Annotated in this window: 19 protein-coding genes; 5 read left to right on the top strand and 14 right to left on the bottom strand. The window is 73.7% G+C overall.

The features are described from left to right. Positions 1-6: 6 nt before the first annotated feature. The 4 genes from AAH991_RS17375 to AAH991_RS17390 form a co-directional block, all read right to left on the bottom strand. Positions 7-1,146, bottom strand: a complete 1,140-nt coding sequence (locus AAH991_RS17375) for a hypothetical protein (protein ID WP_346226878.1) — start codon at positions 1,144-1,146, stop codon at positions 7-9. A gap of 47 nt (positions 1,147-1,193) precedes the next feature. Then, positions 1,194-1,508 carry a hypothetical protein gene (locus AAH991_RS17380; protein WP_346226879.1) on the bottom strand — a complete coding sequence of 105 codons (315 nt, stop codon included), beginning with the start codon at positions 1,506-1,508 and terminating at the stop codon, positions 1,194-1,196. A 187-nt stretch (positions 1,509-1,695) separates the two neighbouring features. After that, positions 1,696-2,952, bottom strand: coding sequence for an RNA polymerase sigma factor (locus AAH991_RS17385; RefSeq protein WP_346226880.1), 1,257 nt, complete (start codon positions 2,950-2,952; stop codon positions 1,696-1,698). Beyond that, complete coding sequence (locus AAH991_RS17390; RefSeq protein WP_346226881.1) at positions 2,949-3,263, bottom strand: YciI family protein; 315 nt, start codon at positions 3,261-3,263, stop codon at positions 2,949-2,951. Before AAH991_RS17390 ends, AAH991_RS17385 begins: the two co-directional genes overlap by 4 nt. Before the next feature lie 238 nt (positions 3,264-3,501). Here AAH991_RS17390 and AAH991_RS17395 point away from each other — a divergent pair, with 238 nt between their 5' ends. Further along, a complete protein-coding gene (locus AAH991_RS17395; protein ID WP_346226882.1) occupies positions 3,502-4,722 on the top strand; it encodes an MFS transporter in 1,221 nt (406 codons plus the stop codon). 38 nt (positions 4,723-4,760) lie between these two features. Here AAH991_RS17395 and AAH991_RS17400 read toward each other — a convergent pair whose 3' ends face one another. The 3 genes from AAH991_RS17400 to AAH991_RS17410 form a co-directional block, all read right to left on the bottom strand. Then, positions 4,761-5,606: a bifunctional 5,10-methylenetetrahydrofolate dehydrogenase/5,10-methenyltetrahydrofolate cyclohydrolase gene (locus AAH991_RS17400; RefSeq protein WP_346226883.1), complete on the bottom strand. Its 846-nt coding sequence runs from the start codon at positions 5,604-5,606 to the stop codon at positions 4,761-4,763. Continuing rightward, the gene (locus tag AAH991_RS17405; RefSeq protein ID WP_346226884.1) at positions 5,603-6,223 is read right to left on the bottom strand and encodes a cyclodeaminase/cyclohydrolase family protein; all 621 of its coding nucleotides are present in this window, start codon (positions 6,221-6,223) and stop codon (positions 5,603-5,605) included. The genes AAH991_RS17400 and AAH991_RS17405 overlap by 4 nt, the downstream gene beginning before the upstream one ends. A 148-nt stretch (positions 6,224-6,371) precedes the next feature. Then, positions 6,372-7,316 carry an EamA family transporter gene (locus AAH991_RS17410; RefSeq protein ID WP_346226885.1) on the bottom strand — a complete coding sequence of 315 codons (945 nt, stop codon included), beginning with the start codon at positions 7,314-7,316 and terminating at the stop codon, positions 6,372-6,374. 97 nt (positions 7,317-7,413) lie between these two features. Between AAH991_RS17410 and AAH991_RS17415 the strand changes: the two genes are divergently transcribed. Next, entirely contained in the window at positions 7,414-7,914 is a 501-nt protein-coding gene (locus AAH991_RS17415) for a MarR family winged helix-turn-helix transcriptional regulator (protein ID WP_346226886.1), read from the top strand. Between the two features lie 27 nt (positions 7,915-7,941). Here AAH991_RS17415 and AAH991_RS17420 read toward each other — a convergent pair whose 3' ends face one another. The 6 genes from AAH991_RS17420 to AAH991_RS17445 are packed head-to-tail and all read right to left on the bottom strand — an operon-like array spanning position 7,942 to position 14,790. Beyond that, positions 7,942-8,892: a sulfotransferase gene (locus tag AAH991_RS17420; protein ID WP_346226887.1), complete on the bottom strand. Its 951-nt coding sequence runs from the start codon at positions 8,890-8,892 to the stop codon at positions 7,942-7,944. A gap of 10 nt (positions 8,893-8,902) precedes the next feature. Further along, positions 8,903-10,339, bottom strand: a complete 1,437-nt coding sequence (locus tag AAH991_RS17425; protein ID WP_346226888.1) for a lipopolysaccharide biosynthesis protein — start codon at positions 10,337-10,339, stop codon at positions 8,903-8,905. Then, a complete protein-coding gene (locus AAH991_RS17430) occupies positions 10,306-11,160 on the bottom strand; it encodes a sulfotransferase domain-containing protein (RefSeq protein ID WP_346226889.1) in 855 nt (284 codons plus the stop codon). Before AAH991_RS17430 ends, AAH991_RS17425 begins: the two co-directional genes overlap by 34 nt. Beyond that, entirely contained in the window at positions 11,157-12,095 is a 939-nt protein-coding gene (locus AAH991_RS17435) for a hypothetical protein (RefSeq protein WP_346226890.1), read from the bottom strand. The genes AAH991_RS17430 and AAH991_RS17435 overlap by 4 nt, the downstream gene beginning before the upstream one ends. After that, positions 12,092-13,534: a hypothetical protein gene (locus AAH991_RS17440; RefSeq protein WP_346226891.1), complete on the bottom strand. Its 1,443-nt coding sequence runs from the start codon at positions 13,532-13,534 to the stop codon at positions 12,092-12,094. The genes AAH991_RS17435 and AAH991_RS17440 overlap by 4 nt, the downstream gene beginning before the upstream one ends. Further along, on the bottom strand, positions 13,531-14,790 hold the full coding sequence (locus tag AAH991_RS17445; protein ID WP_346226892.1) for a YveK family protein: 1,260 nt from the start codon (positions 14,788-14,790) through the stop codon (positions 13,531-13,533). The genes AAH991_RS17440 and AAH991_RS17445 overlap by 4 nt, the downstream gene beginning before the upstream one ends. Before the next feature lie 321 nt (positions 14,791-15,111). On the opposite strand from AAH991_RS17445, the gene AAH991_RS17450 reads away from it, so the two are divergent. Then, the gene (locus tag AAH991_RS17450) at positions 15,112-16,143 is read left to right on the top strand and encodes a glycoside hydrolase family 26 protein (RefSeq protein ID WP_346226893.1); all 1,032 of its coding nucleotides are present in this window, start codon (positions 15,112-15,114) and stop codon (positions 16,141-16,143) included. A gap of 19 nt (positions 16,144-16,162) precedes the next feature. On the opposite strand, the gene cysC is transcribed toward AAH991_RS17450, so the two are convergent. Then, positions 16,163-17,404, bottom strand: coding sequence for an adenylyl-sulfate kinase (gene cysC, locus AAH991_RS17455; protein ID WP_346227020.1), 1,242 nt, complete (start codon positions 17,402-17,404; stop codon positions 16,163-16,165). 101 nt (positions 17,405-17,505) lie between these two features. Between cysC and AAH991_RS17460 the strand changes: the two genes are divergently transcribed. Together AAH991_RS17460 and AAH991_RS17465 are read left to right on the top strand one after the other, a co-directional pair. Continuing rightward, entirely contained in the window at positions 17,506-18,021 is a 516-nt protein-coding gene (locus AAH991_RS17460; RefSeq protein ID WP_346226894.1) for a SigE family RNA polymerase sigma factor, read from the top strand. Continuing rightward, positions 18,021-19,268 carry a WD40 repeat domain-containing protein gene (locus AAH991_RS17465; RefSeq protein ID WP_346226895.1) on the top strand — a complete coding sequence of 416 codons (1,248 nt, stop codon included), beginning with the start codon at positions 18,021-18,023 and terminating at the stop codon, positions 19,266-19,268. Before AAH991_RS17460 ends, AAH991_RS17465 begins: the two co-directional genes overlap by 1 nt.

Genomic DNA, 19,268 nt, shown 5'->3' on the forward strand with positions numbered 1-19,268 from the left:
GGCGGTTCATCGCAGGACGATCGCGGCCACCAGAGCCGTGAGAAGTACGACCGTCGATATGGCGAGATGGTTCCGCTGCCTGCGGTAGTACCGGCCGTCCCTGACGACATGGGAGGCCGCCGCCCGCCAGATCTCGCGAATCTCCTGCCGGACCGCCGCGGCGGGAAGACGCAGGTCGCCCCGCTGGACGAGACGGCGCAGAACCGGGGCCGCATAGGTGAGTGACGTCAGGCAGGCGTCGATCCAGGGCCAGCCCGTCGTCCAGCCGGCGAGTGCTCCAGCCCTGGATCTCGCCGTCGCCGTCATCTCCCCGAGCAGGGCCGACGTCATGGGCCGGGGCAGCTTCTCGAGTATCTCCCTGTATCTGTCCGCGAAATCGAGCGACGCCGCCTGCAGGATTCGCCGGGCGAACCTCATCCGGACGTGCCTGACGCATGCCGCGATCATGCTGGCGTCGAGCGGCATCAGAAGTTCGGTCACGCGTTCCGCGTTCAGCGCCACCAACTGCTCGAGTAACAGCGGGCCCTCCCGGGTCAAACTCGGGATGAGCCGTCTGTCTCCGTCGGCGGATGCGGGGCCGTAGCGGAACAGAAACGACTTCAGCAGGACCGTGGCACTGTCGTCCGGCAGTTCCAGGACGAATTCCGGGCCGGGAAGCAGGCTGACGGCGATGAAGGTGCGGGCTCGCTCGGGGACGTCGTGTAGTCGCGTGATGGAGTACAACAGATGGGCGGTCCGGCCACGATTCTCCGCGGCGTATTCCCTGAGGCGTGCGGGGGCCCTCTCGGGGTCCGTCGCCAGCCGGAAAGCCAGCCGTTTCAGCACCTCGGTCCGGTGCGCGCTCTCGAGTTGCCCGAGCCGCTGCATCACGCGATCGGCCGCCATCCCGTAGAGGAGGCCCGCACATTTGTCGTGACCGTTCCGCGCGCATATGAGATTGACGAGCTCTTCCGATCTCGGGTACTCCGACAACAGATAGACCTGTCTGTCGTGATCCCGCTTGCAGAACTCGCCGAACGCGCTCTCGATGTCGCGCACGCTCAGGTTTCGAAGATCGTCCTCCAGTGACGGCTGCGCGAAGTTGTTGATCTGTGAGTTGCCCGTCCCGTGATTGATCTGCAGGCCGCGCGCAGCGCGGGCGTCCACGGACGGGCGTGCGGTCTCACCCGGGTTCTCCTCGTCCCGCTCACGCATCACGACAGGAAGGTGTTGTGCTGGGTGTTCCCGCCGGATTGGTTGATCTGCACCCCCTGGGCATGACGAGCGTCGATCTGACCATGGGTGGCGTTCGCCGCGGGTGACGTCGAGCCTCGTCCGTCGTCGCCGCGGGAGACGGGAAGCAGGTGCGGCACGACCAATGCGGCGAGCGCCAGAAGGGAGCCGATTACGCTGGCGAACTTGTCGGCCCTGTCGAGCCCGACCACCGAGTAATACCCCACGAGTCCGATGACGACGAGGCCGAAAATCAGCCGTCCCGCCCATATCCACGTGCGATTGCGGTGTGGCATCGAATGAATCGCCCTCCCGGTGGACGGAGCGGTCAGCGTCCCCGTCTGACGGAAGCAACTCGACGAGGCCCTTTCACACTTTACGACGACGATCCTTGGCGCGTCCGCCGTGTGATCGCCGCCGGCCGATCGGCGGGCGTTCGCCAAAGATGCCCGGCCGGCAGGGCCCGCATGACCGCGCCGCCTGTCAGGTCCCGCCGGTCTCGGTGAGCCTGCGGGCGAGGTAGCGGCGCTCCGCGTCCGTCGGCGCGAGCGCCAGGGCCTCCCCGTAGGCCTGCGTCGCGTCCGCCGTACGGCCCAGCCGGCGCAGCAGGTCCGCACGGGTGGCGGCGAGCAGGTGGTGCCCGGCCAGTTCGCCGGCGGCCCGCAGCTCGTCGACCAGTCGCAGACCGGCGAGGGGGCCGTCGGCCATCGCCACGGCCACCGCCCGGTTCAGCTCGACAACCGGGGACGGCGCCAGCCGTGCCAACTCTCCGTACAGCCCGGCGATCTGGGGCCAGTCGGTGTCGTCCGGGTCGAGGGCGGTGGCATGACAGGCGGCGATGGCCGCCTGCACCTGGTACGGCCCGGGGCGGCGGCGCGCCAGCGCGTCGTCCAGGAGTCGCAGCCCCTCCTCGATCTCGTCGTGGTCCCATTTCGCGCGGTCCTGGAACTCCAGCGTGACGATGTCGCCCGCCTCGTCGAACCGGGCCGCGCGCCGTGAGTCCTGCAGCAGCATGAGCGCGAGCAGCCCCTGCGCCTCGGGCTCGCCCGGCATGAGCCCGGCGAGCACCCGGGCCAGCCGGATGGCCTCGACCGTGAGTTCCGGCCGGGCGGGGCTCGGCCCGCCGCTGGCCGAATAGCCCTCGGTGAACAGGACGTACAGCACGCCGAGCACACCCGCCGTCCGCTCGGCCAGCAGATGCGCGGGCGGCACCCGGTAGGGGATGCCCGCGTTGCGTATCTTGCGCTTGGCCCTGACCAGCCGCTGCGCCATGGTGGCCTCCGGCACCATGAACGCCGCGGCGATCTCGGCCGTGGTGAGCCCCGCGAGCGTACGGAGCGTGAGGGCGACCTGCGCCTCCAGCGGCAGGGCCGGGTGACAGCAGGTGAACATCAGACGCAACCGGTCGTCGGGCACGTGATCCTCCTCCGCGGACTCCGGCCGGGGCTCCGGGCCGGGCCCGGCCGGCGCCGAGGCCAGCGCGCGCAGCCGCGCCGCCTCGGCGGTGCCGCGGCGGAACCGGTCCAGCGCCCGGTTGCGCGCCGCGGTGGTGAGCCACGCCCCGGGACGGCGCGGCACACCGTCCCGGGGCCAGCGGGCGAGCGCCTGGGCGAAGGCGTCCTGGGCGCACTCCTCGGCCAGGTCCCAGTCGCCGGTCAGCCGGATCAGCATGGCGACGACACGGCCCCACTCCTCGCGGAACGCCTCCTCGACGACCCGGGTGACGTCGGCGCCGCTCATTCCGGCCAGAACGGCCGCACCTCGATCGCGCCGAACGACGCCACCGGGTGCTTCGAGGCGATCTCGATGGCCTCGTCCAGGTCGGCGCACTCGATGATGTCGAATCCGGCGATCTGCTCCTTGGTCTCGGCGAACGGCCCCTGGGTCACCAGTCCGGCCCGCACCGTCGTGGCGTCGCCGGCGGGGCACAGGCGATGCCCGCCGAGGCGCACGCCGCGGCGCTCGGTCTCCTCGACCCACGCCTCCGGGTCGGCCTGCTCGGGGCTCACCTCGACCGACTCCTCGGCACAGATCAACAGCAGGTACTTCATCGGTTGTCTCCTCCGGGACACGGTGGCCGCCCTGCGCGGCCGCTCTCCTCTACGACGCGATGGTGTCCCGAAATCGACAGCCGGTTCCGCCCGGATGTCGAAAATCCGCCCCGGCGCCGTCGTGCTTGCGGGAGGCGCTCGTCGGAAGGCGCCGTACGGGAAGGCGGGACGCATGTCCGAGGTGGCCCGGGGGGCAGCCGGTCGAGACGGACGGCGAGAGGGCCGGGACCGGAGAGCCGTGCCACGGGCACGAGCGGCGGTGACGGCGGTGTTCGCCGTGAACGGCGCCCTGATCGCCGCGTTCGCGGTCCGTACGCCCTCCCTCAAGATGGACCACGATCTGACGGAGGGACTGCTGGGCCTCCTGAACGCCCTGGCCGGTGTGGCGGCGCTCGCCGCGACGCGGGTCGCCGGGCGACTCGCGGCGCGGATCGGCAGCGCCTGGGTCGTGCGGATCGCCGCGGTCGCCCTTCCCCTCGCCCTGGTCGGGGTGGGCCTCGCCGGCGGGCACGTCCACCTGGCCGCGGCCATGGTCTTCGTCGGAGCCGCGAACGGGCTGCTCGACACGGGCATGAACGCGCAGGCGGTGATGGTCGAACGGGCGGCGCACCGTCCCATCATGAACGGCTGCCACGCGGCATGGAGCATCGGCTCGGTGGCCGGTTCGGTCACCGGCGGGGCCGCGGCGCAGGCGGGCATGTCCCTCACCACGCACTACCTGATCCTGGGGGCGGTCGTGACGACCGTCGCCCTGGTGACGGGCAGATGGCTGCCGGCCGAGGAACCCTCCGCGGAGCACCCGTCCGCGCGTACGGACGACGTGCCCGGACGGCGAGGACGGCGGGCGGGCTGGACGCGCCGCGTCCTGCTTCTCGGCGCGATGGGCGCGGCGGTGCTGGCCTGTGAGGAGGCCGTCATCACCTGGAGCGGGGTGCTCCTGCACGACGATCGGGGCGCTTCACTGGGCGTGGCCTCGCTGGGCCTCGTCGCCTTCACCGCCTGCCAGACGGCGGGACGGCTCGCGGGCGACCGGCTGTCCGCGCGGTACCCGGCACGCGTCCTGGTCCGGGGCGGCACCGCGCTGGCGGCCATCGGCCTGGCGGCGGTGGTCGTGGCCCCCACTCCGGTTTTCGCGGTCGCAGGATTCGCCCTCACCGGTCTCGGGCTGGCCTCACCGCTGCCGCTGATCTTCAGCGCGGCCGGGCACGCGGGCACGGAGGAGGGCGCCACGGGGGCGACCGCCGCGGTGGCCCGGCTCACCACCATGACGTACTCGGCCATGCTGCTCGCTCCGGCGCTGGTCGGCCGGGTCGCACAGGTGCTCGGACTGACCTGGACGCTGGCACTGCTGGTGCCGCTGCTGGTGACCGCGGCCTGGAAGGCCTCGGCGGCGATGCGGATCCCGTCCCGGCCCGATGCCCCGGTCGCTCCCGTCGACGCTCCGGCCGCGTCCGGCTGACGGGGCAACCGGCCGGTGCGGGCGGCAGGGGGACGCGGTCAGCCGCGCTCGGCGGCCTGGACGGTGTGGCGCAGCAGCAGGGCCGTCGTCACCGGGCCAACCCCGCCGGGCACGGGCGTGAGCGCCCCCGCCTTGTCCGCGACCGCGACGGCGTCGACGTCGCCGACCAGGCCGCCGTCCTCGGTGGGGTTGGTGCCGACGTCCACGACGACCGCCCCGGTCCGCACATGCTCGGCCGTGATCAGCCCGGCCCGGCCGGCCGCGGCCACGACCACGTCGGCGACGGCGGTGATCGCGGCCAGGTCCCGCGTGCGGGAGTGGCAGACCGTCACGGTGGCGTTCCGGTCCAGCAGGAGATGGGCGGCGGGCTTGCCGACCACCGTGGACCGGCCGACCACGGCGACGTGCAGGCCGGCCAGGTCGACGCCGTGGTGGTCGAGGATCGCCACGACCGCCTCGGCGGTCGCCGGAGCGAACGCGGGCAGGCCCGCGGCCAGGCGGCCCAGCGACAGCGGGTTGGCGCCGTCGACGTCCTTCTCGATCGCGATCGCGCCGGCCAGGTCCTCCAGCTTCGCTCCCCGCGGCAGCGGAGTCTGGAGGATGACGCCGTGCACGGTGTCGTCGGCGCTCAGCTCCGCCAGCCGCTCGCGGATCCGGCCGGGGTCGGCCTCCGCGCCGAGGTCGACGATGTCGCAGGCGATGCCGGCCTTCTCCGCGGCACGCGCGATCGAGCGGACGTACCAGGCGCTGGACTCGTCCGCGGTCGCCACGACGACCGCGAGCTTCGGCGGCCTGCCGGCCGCGGCGAGTGCGGCGGCCCGCTCGGCGGCCTCGGTCCGGACGGCCGCGGCGAGCTCCTTGCCGGACAGCACCCGGGCGCTCATCGGGCGATCTCCGCACGGACGGCGGCGGTGACGCGTTCGGCCCGCGCGGCCACGTCGTCCACGCCTGCCGCCACGGCGGTCAGTTCGGCGCGGGCCCGCTCGTCCTTGATCCCGCCGAGGTTGATCTCGATGTTCACCCGGGCGGTGGTCGCCGCGGCCCGCGCGGCCTCGGTGGCGGCGGCGATGTCGGAGACGACGTTCCGGTTGCCGGTGGGCAGCAGTTCCTCGGCGATGCCGACGGCCCTTTCCGCGACGCCGGCGACCTCGGCCGGGACCCTGCCCGCTCCCACCAGCGCCTCGGCGATGGCGGCCGACCGGGCGGCCTTCGCCTCGTCGGTGTCCTTGGGCAGCTTGTACGCCTCGGTGACCGCCGTGAACGCCGCCTCGTCGTCCTCGGCCAGGCGCAGAGCCCTCGACCGCAGTTCGTCGGTCTCGCCGATGATCCGTTCGACCAGGGACGCGTGCCCGGCGTACTTCTCCCCGGTGCTGTACCGCGCGACCATGCCCAGCAGCGCGGCGGCCTGGGCGGCCTGCAGGGCCGCGGCGGCGCCTCCGCCCGGGGCGGGCACCCGGTCGGCGAGCCGGGAGAGGAAGTCGCTGATCTTCTCGTCGCGCATCGCGCCCGTCCTCCGGTGGTGACAGCACGGCCGTGAAAATCCTCCCACGTCCCCTCCGTCGCGCCCGCGCCGCCTTCCCCGTGTCCTCGCGCGTCCTCCGTCCTGCGTGTGTCCTGTTTCGCGCGTCTTCCGTCTCGCGCGTCTTCCGTCAGCGGGACGGACAGGCCGGCTCGGCCACGGGCCGTACGGGCTCGGGTGGGGCCTCGGCGCGCCGGGAGGCACCCGCGGGGGCCTGGCCGAGCAGGGTGCCGCCGAGGGCGAGGACCATGCCGAGCAGCTGAACCGGGCTGAGAGCCTGACCGAGCGCGGCCCAGCCGATGACGGCCGCGGAGACCGGACTCAGCAGCGCGAGGAAGGCGACGGAGGTCGCGGGCAGCCGGGAGATTCCGCGGAACCAGATCCAGTAGCCGAGGGCGGTGCCGACGATGCCCAGATAGGCGTAGCCGAGCAGGTTCTCGCCGCTGAGCGCGGGCGGCGCGCCCTCGACGAGCAGGGCGACCGGAACGAGCAGCAGCCCGCCGGCGCTGAGCTGCCATCCGGTGAGGGCGAGCGCGCCGACGCCCTCGGGACGGCCCCAGCGCTTGGTCAGCACGGTCCCGGCCGACATGGACGCCGCCCCCACGAGCCCGGCGAGCACGCCGACCATGTCCAGTCGCGCCTCGGCGCGCAGGACGACCAGTCCGACCCCGAGCAGCCCGACGAGCCCGGCGAGCACCTTGCGCGCGGTCGGACGCTCGGCGAGCAGCAGGGCGGCGAAGGCGAGCGCGAACAACGGGCCGACGGCGCCCAGCACGGCCGCGACACCGCCCGGCAGCCGGTACGCCGCCAGGAACAGCAACGGGAAGAACGCCCCGATGTTCAGCGCGCCGAGCACCGCCGCCCGCCAGACCCACACTCCCCGCGGCAGCACGCGGGTGACGGCGAGCAGTGCGAGCCCGGCCGGCAACGCTCTGGTCAGCGCGGTGAAAAGGGGACGGTCGGGCGGGAGGAACTCGGTCGTCACGGCGTAGGTCGAGCCCCAGACGAGTGGGGTGAGCGCGGTGAGGGCGAGCGTGCCCACGGCCGGCAGGGAACCATGGCTGGCGATTCTCACGGTTGCTCCTCGTTGATAATCTCAGTGTTGAGATAACAGCACGCCGAACAGTTAAACGTCAAATAAACGAACGCTGAGAGACGTCGAGGGAGCCTGGATGGGCGACGCCGTGGACATGCTGCTGAGCCAGTGGCGGCGGGAACGGCCGGACGTGGACCCCTGGCCGATGGGCGTCGTCGGGCGCGTCTCCAGGCTGGCGCGGCTGCTGGACCGGGAGCTGAAGGAGTTCTTCTCGTCGTACGGCCTGGAGACGTGGGAGTTCGACGTGCTCGCGACGCTGCGCCGGTCGGGCCCGCCGTACGAGCTGACGGCCGGAGCCCTGAACAGGGCGGCGATGGTCACCTCCGGCGCGATCACGAACCGCATCGACCGCATGGCCGCCAGGGGGCTGGTCGAACGGATCCCGGACTCCGGCGACCGGCGGTCCGTCCGCGTACGGCTCACCGGCAGCGGCCTCGCGCTCGTGGACGAGGTGCTGGAGCCGCACGTCGCGAACGAGGCGCGACTGCTGGCCCCGCTGGACCCGGGGGAGCGAGATCACCTGGTCGGCGCCCTGCGTACCCTCCTCGCCTCCCTCGGCGACACCACCCTCGGCTAGCTGCGTGTCGCCTGTGAGGCAGGCCGGTCAGCCGTATACCAGGGCGCGTACGCGGGCGGCGTCCTCGTGGGGGAGTGAGGCCGCGGTGAGCGCCCGGCGGGAGTCCATCGGGCGGTAGGCCGTACGGGACAGGCCCGTCCAGGTGAACGGGGAACGGGCCGGCCTCCGGGAGGACGTGCAGGCGGCGGTGACCCGGCGGGCGGCGCGATCGGTCCAGGGCAGGCCGCACCAGTCGTAGAGGTCGCGGAAGCCGTCGAGGGGCGCGGCGCACAGGTCCTCGTAGCGCACGACCCTGATGCCGGCCGCCCGCCGGGCCATCGTGTCGGTGACCCGCCACGCGACCCGCCACAACACGGCCGCCGAGGTGATCACATCCCGCTCGCCGGTGAAGGGCCCGAGATCGGCCACGTACGGGTGGTCACGCACCAGGAGGGGCTGGCCGAGCAGTTCGCGCACGTCCACCCGCCAGCCGAGCCGCCGCCAGCTCCCGGCGAACGACACGGGGTCGCGGACCACGACGACCACCCGGCAGCCGAGGCGGCCGGCGAACCATTCGGCCGACAGCAGTGCGAAGGGGTCGTCCAGCAGCGCCCTCCTGGCCAGCAGGCGCCCGAGGGTGAAGGCCGTGCCGTACCTGGCCATGCGGGCCAGGTCGCCGGGGCCGTGGTTGCGGCGGATCTCCGCCGCCCAGCCGTAGCGCAGCGCGACCGTCCGGGAGAAGGCCGCCAGCCAGGGCGTCTCGTTGTCCGGGCAGACGTACTGGAAGCGGTGCGTCACGGACGCGTCGAGCACGCCGGGGGAGCGGCCGGGCGGGCGCTGCGGGTTCAGCGGCTCGTTCACGTAGACCAGCCGCCCGCTCGCCGTGAGCATCCGGCCCACCCAGCTCGTGCCGCTGCGCGGCAGGCCCGTGACCAGCACGGGCGGCCCGGCGGCCGTCATCCGGTCCCGCTGGGGCCGGCGGCCGGGTGCGGGTGTCACGACGCGGCCCTCATCCGGACGGCCGTCGCGCGGGCGGGGCGGCGCAGGCCCAGGCTGTCGCGGCGGCGGGGCGGCGCAGGCCCAAGGGGAGCAGGCCGTACCGGCGGTGGACCTGGACGGCGGGCAGCAGGTTCTTCACGAGCACGCCGCCCGACCAGCCCAGCGCCGCGCCCAGCGCGCCGTACGCGGGGACGAGCAGCACGTCGAGGGCGATCGTCACCGCGACGGCCGCGGTCACGTTGGCCAGGCTGGCGGCCGTGCGCCCGCCCGCGACGAGCACGACGTCGACCATGCCGCAGGCGGTGGCGACCATCATCGTGGCCGACAGGACGAGCGCGATCGCGCCGCCGCCGGCGTAGGCGGGCCCGAACAGCGGCAGCAGCCACGGCGCGAGCGCCGCGTATCCCAGCCAGAGCGGCCAGGTGAGCACGACCAGCCACCTGGTGGTGGTGCGATACAGCGCGCGGGCGCCGTCCAGGTCGCCCTCGGCGAGGGCCCGCACCAGCCGCGCCTGCGCGGCCTGGGCGAGCCCCTGACCGGCGAGCTGTCCGAGCACCTTGAACCGGGTCGCCGCGGTGTAGACGGCCGCGGCGGCGGGTCCTGCGAGCAGCGCGACGATCACCACGTCGAGCCGCTGGAACACCGACTGCAGGGCCGCGGCGGCCGACCGCGGCGCGGTGTGCCGCCAGAAGGCCCCGACCTCTCCCACCTCGTACGGCCCGAGCCCCCGCAGCCGTACGGCGGCCAGCACCGCGCCCGCCAGGCAGGGAACCGCCCAGGCCGCGGCCAGCACCGGCGGCGGCGCGGCGCAGAGCACGGCGGCGCTGACGAGCGCGAGCTGCCCGAGCGGCTGGACGGCCCCGGACAGCAGCAGCGTGGGCCGCATGGTGCCGAGGCCGCGGGTGGCGCAGATCAGCACGTCCGACAGTGTGACGAACGGCAGGGCGGCGGCCAGCACCACCCAGACGCCGCCGGGCACGCCGGTGAGCCCGGCGAGCGGCCCCGCAGCCACGGCGACCGCAGCCCCGGTCACGGACGCGAGCGCGGCCACCGGCGCGAGGACCCCGCGGACCAGCCGCCGGCCCCCGCCAGGGCCGCGGACGGGCCGGATGGGCCGGGTGGGCCCGGTGGGCCGGGTGCGGGCCAGGGCGTGGACCAGGCCGTTGCCGGTGTCGAGGCGCACGACGCCCGCCAGCATCAGGCACACCGATGTGGCCGTGAAGAACGCCCCGGCGGCCTGCGGGGACAGCGACCGCGTCACCACGAGCACGAGGGCGAACTGCCCGCCCGCGGCGGCGGCCGCCGAGACCAGCCCGGCGACCCCATGCCGCAGCAGGCCCCTCCGCTCACGAGGGCCACCGTGCGGACCCTCATGACCGGGACGATTGCGCCCGGGACCCGCGGACGGTCCGGTCAGCGCCGCCACGAGGGCACCGCCCCCAGCCACGGCACGAGCAGCGCGTCCCACGGCTCGAAGTGCTCGCGGAGCCGGCGGTGGACCGACGCGGGCATGGCCTGACGCGGCCGGGCGTTGTGCCGCTCGAACTCCACGTCCACCAGCCGGGGCAGCCCCAGGAAGCCCAGCACCCGGTCGTACGCGGCGGAGGGGTCGCGGAACAGCAGCCCGCTGTCGAGCACCAGGATCCGGTCGCGCCCCACGAGCGGCTCCAGCCGGGCGAGTTGCTCGGCGTACCGTCCCCGGGCGAGGTACGCCTGATGCCGGTGCGCGTGACTGACGTAGCCGGGGACGCTCCGGAGCCGTTCTGCCTCACCGGCGAGGCGCTCCGGCTCCAGCGCGAGGGCGCGCTCGAAGCTCGGCTCGGTCTCGAACCCCCGCGCCAGCTCGTGCGCGTGCGCGGAGCAGGCCCGCTCCACCGGGTCCCGGACCAGGGCGATCAGCTTGACGCCGGGCAGGTCGGCCGCGATGCGGGCCCCCGCCAGGGGATGGAACAGGTAGTAGGGGGACGACTCGAACGCCTGGGGGGCCTGGCCGTGCCGGAACCCGAGCATCCGGGCCCCGGATGTCAGCGGAAAGTGGGCGCGGTACCACGCCAGGCCCCGCTCGTAGGCCATGTCGAAGTAGTGGACGCCCTTGCGCAGCACCGGCTTCATCACCAGCGGGTGCCGGGACAGGGCGCGGTAGAGCGAGGTCGTGCCGCACCGCTGGGCTCCGACGATCAGGAACGACGGCAGCACCCTCCCGCCGCTGGTCAGCCTTCCTGCGGCGTACGAGACGGCGTGCGCCGAGTGCTTCAACGGCGCCTTCACAGCAGGCACTCCTCATGGTCGACGAGAGGGTTCAGCCAGACGGCGGGCGGCCCGAGCGGCTCGTGGCCGTCGCGGTGGTGCCGCTCGGCCAGGGCGACCAGGTAGTGGACCGCCGTACGGCGGGCCAGCGCCACCTCCACGCCGAACGGCTCCAGGACCCCGCCCGCCTGGGCGAGACACGACCGGGCGGCGACCGCGGGCGGCATCCGGCGCAGCGCCTGGTGGAAGAAGTGGTGCAGGGCGTCGAAGCCGAGCGGCACGCCGACCGCGAAGCGTTCCCAGTCCCACACGAGCAGCCGCCCGTCCGCCCCCGCCGCGAGATTCCAGGGGGTGAAGTCCCCGTGCCAGGCCGCCTCCCCGTGCCGATCCCCGGGCCTCTCCTCGTCGTACGGGCGGATGGCGGCGATCTCCTGTACGGCCGAATCGAGCAGGCGGGCGGGCACGCGGCGGGAGGTCACGGGCAGCGGGGACAGCATCAGCACCTCCAGGCCCCGCCACTCGCCGTGATACAGCACGTCGGGCGGCATGACGACCTTCAACGGCCGCCCGGCGAGCATGCGCAGCACCTCGCTCTCGTACCGCACCAGCCGTTTGGCCCGCGGTGAGTCGCCGATCTTCACGAACCCCGCGAGTCCCGACTCGTCGTACGCCTCCAGGATGGGTTTGCGGTTGGCGCGGCGGGCGGGCCTGACGTGGACGACCACGCGCACACGGCGGCCGAGGACGTCGCTCAGGTGCGTCTCGATCGTGTCGGTCCCGCCGTGGACGGGCAGGCCGCGCCCCAGCGCGCCGTGCCACCACGCGCGCGGGACGACCCGCCGGGGGGCGAGGCGGTGCGGCAGCACGCTGCGGGCCCCCGGACGGGCGTCGTGTCCGGGAAACAGCAGGTTCATGACCTGGTCCAGGTAGCGGAGACGATCGGCGGCGTCCCTCATCGGGCCTCCCCGAGGTCCGTTGTCACGGCGGCGTTGCGCCAGAGCAGTGCGAAGGAGATCAGGAAGAGGGTCAGGGCGCTGATCAGCCCGTCGTAGACGACCATGTAGAGCAGCACGATGATCATCACGAGCGTCCCGGCCTTGCCGATCGGCGACCGGTCCGCCCAGTAGCGCCGCACCGCGCCGGCGAAGAAGGCGGCGTACAGCAGGGCCCCCGCGAAGCCCTGGCTGATCAGCAGCAGCCACAGTTGCCCGTCGCTGCCGAGCGGGGGATGGCCGCACTCCACGCACCACGCGCTGCGGCCCGTCGTCACGGTCCGGTGGCTGCCGTACGCGGTGCGCGTGTTGCCGTATCCGATCACCGGGGACGAGGTCGCGACCCGGACCGTGGTCGCGACCGTGAACGCGCGGATGCCGTTGCTGTGCGGGTTGTCCAGCCGCTGGGCGACGATGCCGCTCAGCGGCGACAGCAGGAACACCGCGGCGGCGAGGGCCGCGGCCGCGGCCGCCACGAGGGGGCGTCCGCCCCGGATCACGAGGTAGGCCGCCGAGACCCCGAGCCCGATCCACAGGCCCCGGTTGAGCGAGTAGACGACCGGGACGGCGGCGACGGCGAGCACGAGCACGGCCGCCACCCGGCGGTACGGCCCGCCGTAGGCCCACCAGCCCACCACGAACCAGATCACCAGCACCGAGACGTCGCTGCCCCAGGCGTTGGCCCACTCGAACGGCGCCTCCGGACGCGGTGCGGCGTGCCCGAGCACGTGCTGCATCTGGGCGGCCGTCGGGTGGATGAGGTTGGCGACGAAGGGGTGGCCGCCGATCGACGGCGGCAGCACCATCTCCATGGGCGAGGTGAACGCGAAGCCGGGCGCGAGCACGCCCAGCAGCCCGCCGGCGACGGCCGTCAGGAACAGCACGCCGAGCCACCTGACGAGGGTGCGCTGCGGCAGCTCGTCATGGGTGAGATTGCCCAGGTAGAGCACCATGATCAGAAGTGAGACGTAGACGGCCAGCCGCATCAGGTAGCCGATGACCCGGCCGGCGGCGAGCTCGCCGTACGTGCCGTCCGGCGTTTCGGCGAGCGCGAGCGCGCTGACGAGGTAGCCCGTGAGCAGCAGCGCCCACAGGCCGAAGCCCTTCGGCGCGCGGATCGGCCGCCTGCGCCACAGCACCGCCGCCATGGGCGCCGCCAGCACCACCACCGACAGCCCGCCCAGGCCGAGCGCCCACCAGACCGGGTAGCCGAGCAGGAGCGCGGCGATCGGCCAGGCCGTCCGCGCGGGACGGCGACGGCGACGGCGCCTGCGGGCCGCAAGGGGCTGGTCCCCGCCGGGCGGCCGGTCCTGCCACCCCGTCCCGTGCGCCGGGAGCTCCAACCGCGGGACGGCGACCATCGGCGCGGGACCGCTCGCGATGCGGATGCCGGGGGCTCTCACGCGCCCCACTCCGCGGTCTCGGGGACGGGCGCGACGAACCCCGGCGGTACGGCGACGGCGCCGAGCACGCGGGCGCCCTGCCGGGACAGCTGCCGCACGGCCCGGGTGACCTCGGGGGAGGTCGTCCGCCGCAGGCCGACCAGCAGCAGGGCGGCGTCGGGATGGGCCGACCGGCCGGTCACGACCGTCACCGGCACGAGATGCGCCAGCGCCGAGCCGAGGCCCTTGGCGAGCGGCCTGGCGGTGCTCGTGACCCCGACGCCTTCGAGGAGCAGCCGGTGTGGCCCGCCGCCCAGCGACGTGGCGACGGCGGCGGCCATCTCGTCGAGGATCCCGGAGTCCGGCCTGGCCGGAAGCTCGGCGAGCAGCGGCAGGCCGCACAACCTCTCGATGTCCGCACACGTGCGGACGCGGGTGTCCAGGCGGTCTCGGCCGAACGCGGCGCCCGCCCCCGCCAGGATGCCGAGGAACAGGCCGCTGCCGAGGAAGAGCGGGGGGCTGGGGTGGGCCGGTCGCGCGGGCGGCCTGGCGGGGCTGATGACCGTGCCCGGCGTCACCGCGACGGTCTTGAGCGCGTCGTAGCGCAGCGTGAGGTCCGACACCTGCCGGGCGAGCATGGCCTGCCGCCGCGTCGTCCCCAGCCCGGCCGCACCCCCTGCTGTCGTGGTCTGGGCCGGGGCCGTCTGGGCGGTCGCGGTCGCGCTCCGGGTCGCGGTGGCCTCGTCGAGATCGTCCTCGACGTCGCGCAGCCGCGCGGCGATCAGCTTGAGCTGGGCGCCGATCGCGTCCTCGGCCGCGCGGGCGCGGTTGCGCAGGTACGCCTCCGCGTACGCCTGGGCTCCCGCCGCCGCGGCTTGGGGATCGGACGCGGAAAACGAAATGGAAAGAATGGCGGAATTGGGGGGAACGTCCACGGTGACGTGCTCCCGCAATTCCTCCGGATTCGGATTTTTCAGTGCTTCGGCGGCCCGGGCCGAGACGACCGCCGACCGGGCGATCTGTGATTCGGTGTCGAGATTGAGCGTCTCCCGTTGCCGCGCGTTCGGCACGTTGAACTGTTCCTGCGCGCCGGTCGGCAGCACCTGCACCTGGGCGACCGCGGTGTAACGCTCGGGGGTCAGCGCGAGCGCCGCGCCTGCGCCGCCCACTCCCGCCAGCAGGCAGACGGCGGCGACCAGACGCCTGCGCCCGAGCACCGAACCGTACTCCGCCAGGCCGTGATCCACCCGGTGACGGCTGTGCGGCGGCAGGCTCATCGAACTCCCCGTGCCCTCGGTCGTCACGCGGCCGCGGCCTCGGTGCGGGGAGTTGTGGCCCCGGAATGAGGGAGAAGCCGCCGGGCGCGTTCGTGGTCCCGGCGGCGGTCCGGCGGGATCCGGTCTCGAACTATAGGCCGCCGAGGAGTTTCGTCCCCGGCTATTGCCGAATTCGGGCCGGGCAATGGCCGAGCAATTAGCCGATGAAAGCGGATATTTCCGTACATCTGAGATGGGGAAACGGCTTCCGAAGCCACGGGAATTGATGGGATGGTGTTTGCCCATCCGTTCATTGCGAGGTCTGCCGAAAAAGGGGGCGCGATGAGACTCATCGCCGGCGTGGCCGTACTGGCGGCGGGGGCGTGCGCGACGGGTTGCGCGGGCACCGCCACGAGCGGGCGGGTGCCGGGCGGCGGCGCCGCGACGACGCCGGTCGCCTGCGCGGTCACCGACAAGCTCATCCCGACGTGCGGGGCGTGGTGGGGGATCGCGCCCGACGTCTTCTCCGGACGCGGCCCGATCCGCGCGGTGGACATGGCCGAACGGCGCATGGGCCGCCGGGCCGACATCGTGCACGTCTACCACCGGGGCGGCGAGCTCTTCCCCACCGCCGAGGAGCGGGAGATCGCCAAGGGCCCCCGGCTGCTGCTGGTGAACTGGAAGCCGGCGCTCGACCACACCTGGGCCGAGGTCGCGCGCGGCGAGGTGGACGGGCGCGTCGACCGGCTCGCCGAGCACATCCGGCGCACCTTCCCCGGCCGGTTCTTCCTCACGATCCACCACGAGCCGGAGAACGACGTACGCGAGGGCGGGGGATACACGGCCGCCGACTACGTCGCGATGTACCGGCACGTGGTGACGCGCCTGCGGCAGCGGGGCGTGCGCAACGCGGTGACCGTGATGACTTACATGGGCGCGCCCAACTGGGCGGTCAAGCCGTGGTTCGGCCGGCTCTATCCCGGCGACGACGTGGTCGACTGGGTGGCCTTCGACCCGTACGCAGACGACCGGGTGCGCGACTTCGCCGGGCTGGTCGACAAGACCCGGCCCGACGCGCCGGGCTGGCCCGGGTTCTACCGGTGGATGCAGGCGAGGTTCCCGGCCAAGCCGATCATGGTCGCCGAGTGGGGCGCCTTCGAGCGGCGCGGAGCGCCGGGATTCAAGCGCGACTTCTTCGAGTCCGTCCAGCGCCAGATCGGGAACTACCCGCAGATCAAGGCGCTGGTCTACTTCGACTCGCCGCTGGCTCCCCGGGGTGACACCAGGTTCGACACCACGCCGGGCGCCACCCGGGCGTTCGCGCAGCTCGGACGGCTGCCCCGCTTCACGTCGACGCCGGTGCCGCCCTCCTGAGCGTGCCCGGGGGGACGCCTCAGCGCACCCAGCCGCCCGCGGTGACGAGGTTCAGCACGGCGCCGACCGCGCGCTCGACCGTCATGTCCGTCGTGTCGAGAACGAGGTCGGCGTCCTCCGGCTCCTCGTAGGGGTCGGAGATCCCGGTGAACTCCGGGATCAGCCCGGCGCGCGCCTTGGCGTACAGGCCCTTGCGGTCGCGGCGCTCGCACTCCTCCAGCGGCGTGGCCACGTGGACGAGCAGGAAGTCGCCGCCGACCTCCTCGACCATCGCCCGCACCTCGTCCCGCGTCGCGGCGTACGGCGCGATGGGCGCGCAGACGGCGAGGCCGCCGTGGCGGGCGACCTCGGCGGCCACGAACCCGATCCTGCGGATGTTGAGGTCGCGGTCCTCCCGCGAGAACGTGAGCCCCGCCGACAGCAGCCGCCGCACGACGTCGCCGTCCAGGTAGGTGATCGTGCGGCCGCCGCGCTCCAGCAGCGCGTCGCGCAGCCCCCGGGCGATCGTCGACTTGCCCGAGCCGGACAGCCCGGTGAAGAACACCACGAGACCCCGCTTGTGCGGCGGCCCGGGGATCGTGACCGGCGCGGGGCCGGCGAGATGCTCGGTGGCGCCGTAGTTGCGCGCCACGTGCTCGCGGAGCTCGAGGTCGATCTCGGTGTCCTCACGCGGCGCGAGCGGCACCGCGACCACCGTGGCCCCCGGGAGCTTCTCGGCCGCCTTGAGCGCGGCGCGCACCACGGCCGGGCCGCCCTCGCCGAAGACGAGGGGCATGAGGAGCACGGCCGCGTCCAGTTCCTCGGCGGTCGCCGCGACCTCGTCGAGCGCGGCGGAGTCGAGCGGCCCGCGCATCGTCACCGCGAGGACCTCGCCGTACGGCAGGTCCTTGCGCACCTCCTCCGGCGTACGGCGCAGCCGGGCGAACGGGCCGTACGCGGGGGCGTCGAGCGCCTCGACCGGTCCCGCGGCGTGGTGGCCGTCCCGCTCCACGACGGTCAGCACCGCGACCGCCGCGCCCTCGGGGTCCTTGAGCGTCACCCGGTCGCCGGGCCCGAACTCGTCGGGAAGCGCGATGGTGACCGGGTCGGGCCAGGGCGCCCCGCCGGGCAGCCGCCCGCGGTCGACCACGCTCTCCACCTCGGCAGAGGTGAGGAAGCCGGTCAGCGGCGCGTACGCCCCGGACAGCAGCAGTTCCAGGTCGGCCAGCTCACGTGCGTCGGGCGTCCACTCGGTCATGGCATCCGTTTCCGCTTGATCGATCGGACCTCATGGGGTCGGATACGCACCCTACTGGCACCGGCACGCATAGCGCGCCCGTGCCCGGGGCGTCTACAGGCAGACATTAATCCGAGGAGGTGCTCGTGGACGCCGCAGAGGAGCGACGATTCCGCGATTTCGTGTCGGCCCGCGCGCCGGCGCTCATGCGGCTGGCCTATCTGCTGACCGGAGGCGACCAGCACTCCGCCGAGGACCTGCTGCAGGCCGCCCTGGCCAAGGTCGTCACCCGATGGGGGCGGCTCGACGAGCCCGAGGCGTACGTGCGGCAGGTCATGTACCGGCAGCAGATCAGCTGGTGGCGGCTGGCGTGGCGGCAACGGGAGACCAGCGTGGCCGACGTGCCGGAGCACCCGGCCGGCCGTGGAGACGCCGACGACGCCGAGCTGCGGATGATCCTGCGCCGCGCGCTCGCCCGGCTGACGCCCCGGCAGCGCGCCGTGCTCGTGCTGCGGTATCTGGAGGACCTGCCCGAGAACGAGGTGGCCCGCATTCTCGGCTGCTCGGTCGGGACCGTGCGCAGCACCGCGCACCGGTCCCTCGCCCGGCTGCGGGCGACCGCGCCGGAACTCACTGACCTGCGCCTGAGCGAGGTGATCTGATGACGCCCCGGATGCTGAAGCAGACGCTGGAGGAGTGGTCGCGGGAGGTGCACGTGCCCGCCGACCTCGCCGGCCGCGCGCTGCGCCGCCGGTCGCGGCTGCGCCTGACGAGATTCGCGGGGGCGGTCTCGTGCGCGGCGCTCGTGGCGGCCGTGGCCCTGCTGGTGCCGCTGGTCGTGATCCCCCGGTTCGCGCAGCCCGCTGACAGCGGCGGCGCACCGGTGGTGGTGCCCGTCGAGCCCTACCGGCAGACGGCCCACGCGCAGGACGTGCTCGCCGACATGGCGAGCTCGCCGCCGAAGAAGATGATCGCGGCAGGGCAGGTGGCCGTCTCCGCCTACTACACCTGGCGGTGGCGCACCGTCGACGGACGCCGGGTGATCGACCGCACGTGGTATGTGCTCGACCAGGTGACGCAGAGCTACAAGAAGACGCAATGGGGCTGGGCCGAGGTGGCGCCCGGCCTGCGCTGGGCGGCGGTCCTGGAGAAGGACCTCCCGGTGCGGAGGATCGGAATCCTCGACATGGAGACGCGCCGGGTGCGGGCGTGGGTGCCCGTGGAACATCCGGTGGGCGGCGTCTCCTGGTCGCCCGACGGCACCCGGCTCGTGGCCACCGCCTACGACAAGAGCCCAGACCTGCACCAGAGCGCGGCCGGCCGCGAAACCTGCCCGCCGCGCGCGCCGGCGAGTCCCGGGCAGCCGCACCCCGGGAGGATCTCCACGAGCCGCACCGGGTTCTACATCGTCGACGTGGCGACCGCGACGGCGGGCAGGTTCCGCGCCGTCGATCCCTGCCGCATCGGACCCGGCAACGTGCGGCGCGACTTCCGGTGGAGCGACGACGGCACGCTGGTCTGGGAGAGCAGATACCTCATGCCGCGGCCCGACGCCTTCTACGACCTGGAGGGCCGGCCGCACGAGGCGCCCGACGGCTACGTCGCGCCGGAGTCGAAGGCGGGCGTGTCGCCCAACGGCAGGCTGCTGGCCGGCCGGGACGGCATGCCGACCAAGGTCACCGAAGTTGCGACGGGCAAAGTCGTGGGCCGTCAGCAGGTGCTCCAGCTTCTCGCCTGGGCGGACAACCGCCGCCTGGTCGGACTGGGCTGCGCCGGCAGGTGCGGCAACGAGTTCACCAACGGACTGGTGCTGGTGGACGTGGACGGCGGGAACGCCGTACCGCTGACGGCGAACCGGAAGAACAGCCAGCAGCCCGGGTCGTGGGAACCGGTCCTGACCCCGCGGTAG

This window comes from Microbispora sp. ZYX-F-249, assembly GCF_039649665.1.
Lineage (GTDB): Bacteria > Actinomycetota > Actinomycetes > Streptosporangiales > Streptosporangiaceae > Microbispora > Microbispora maris.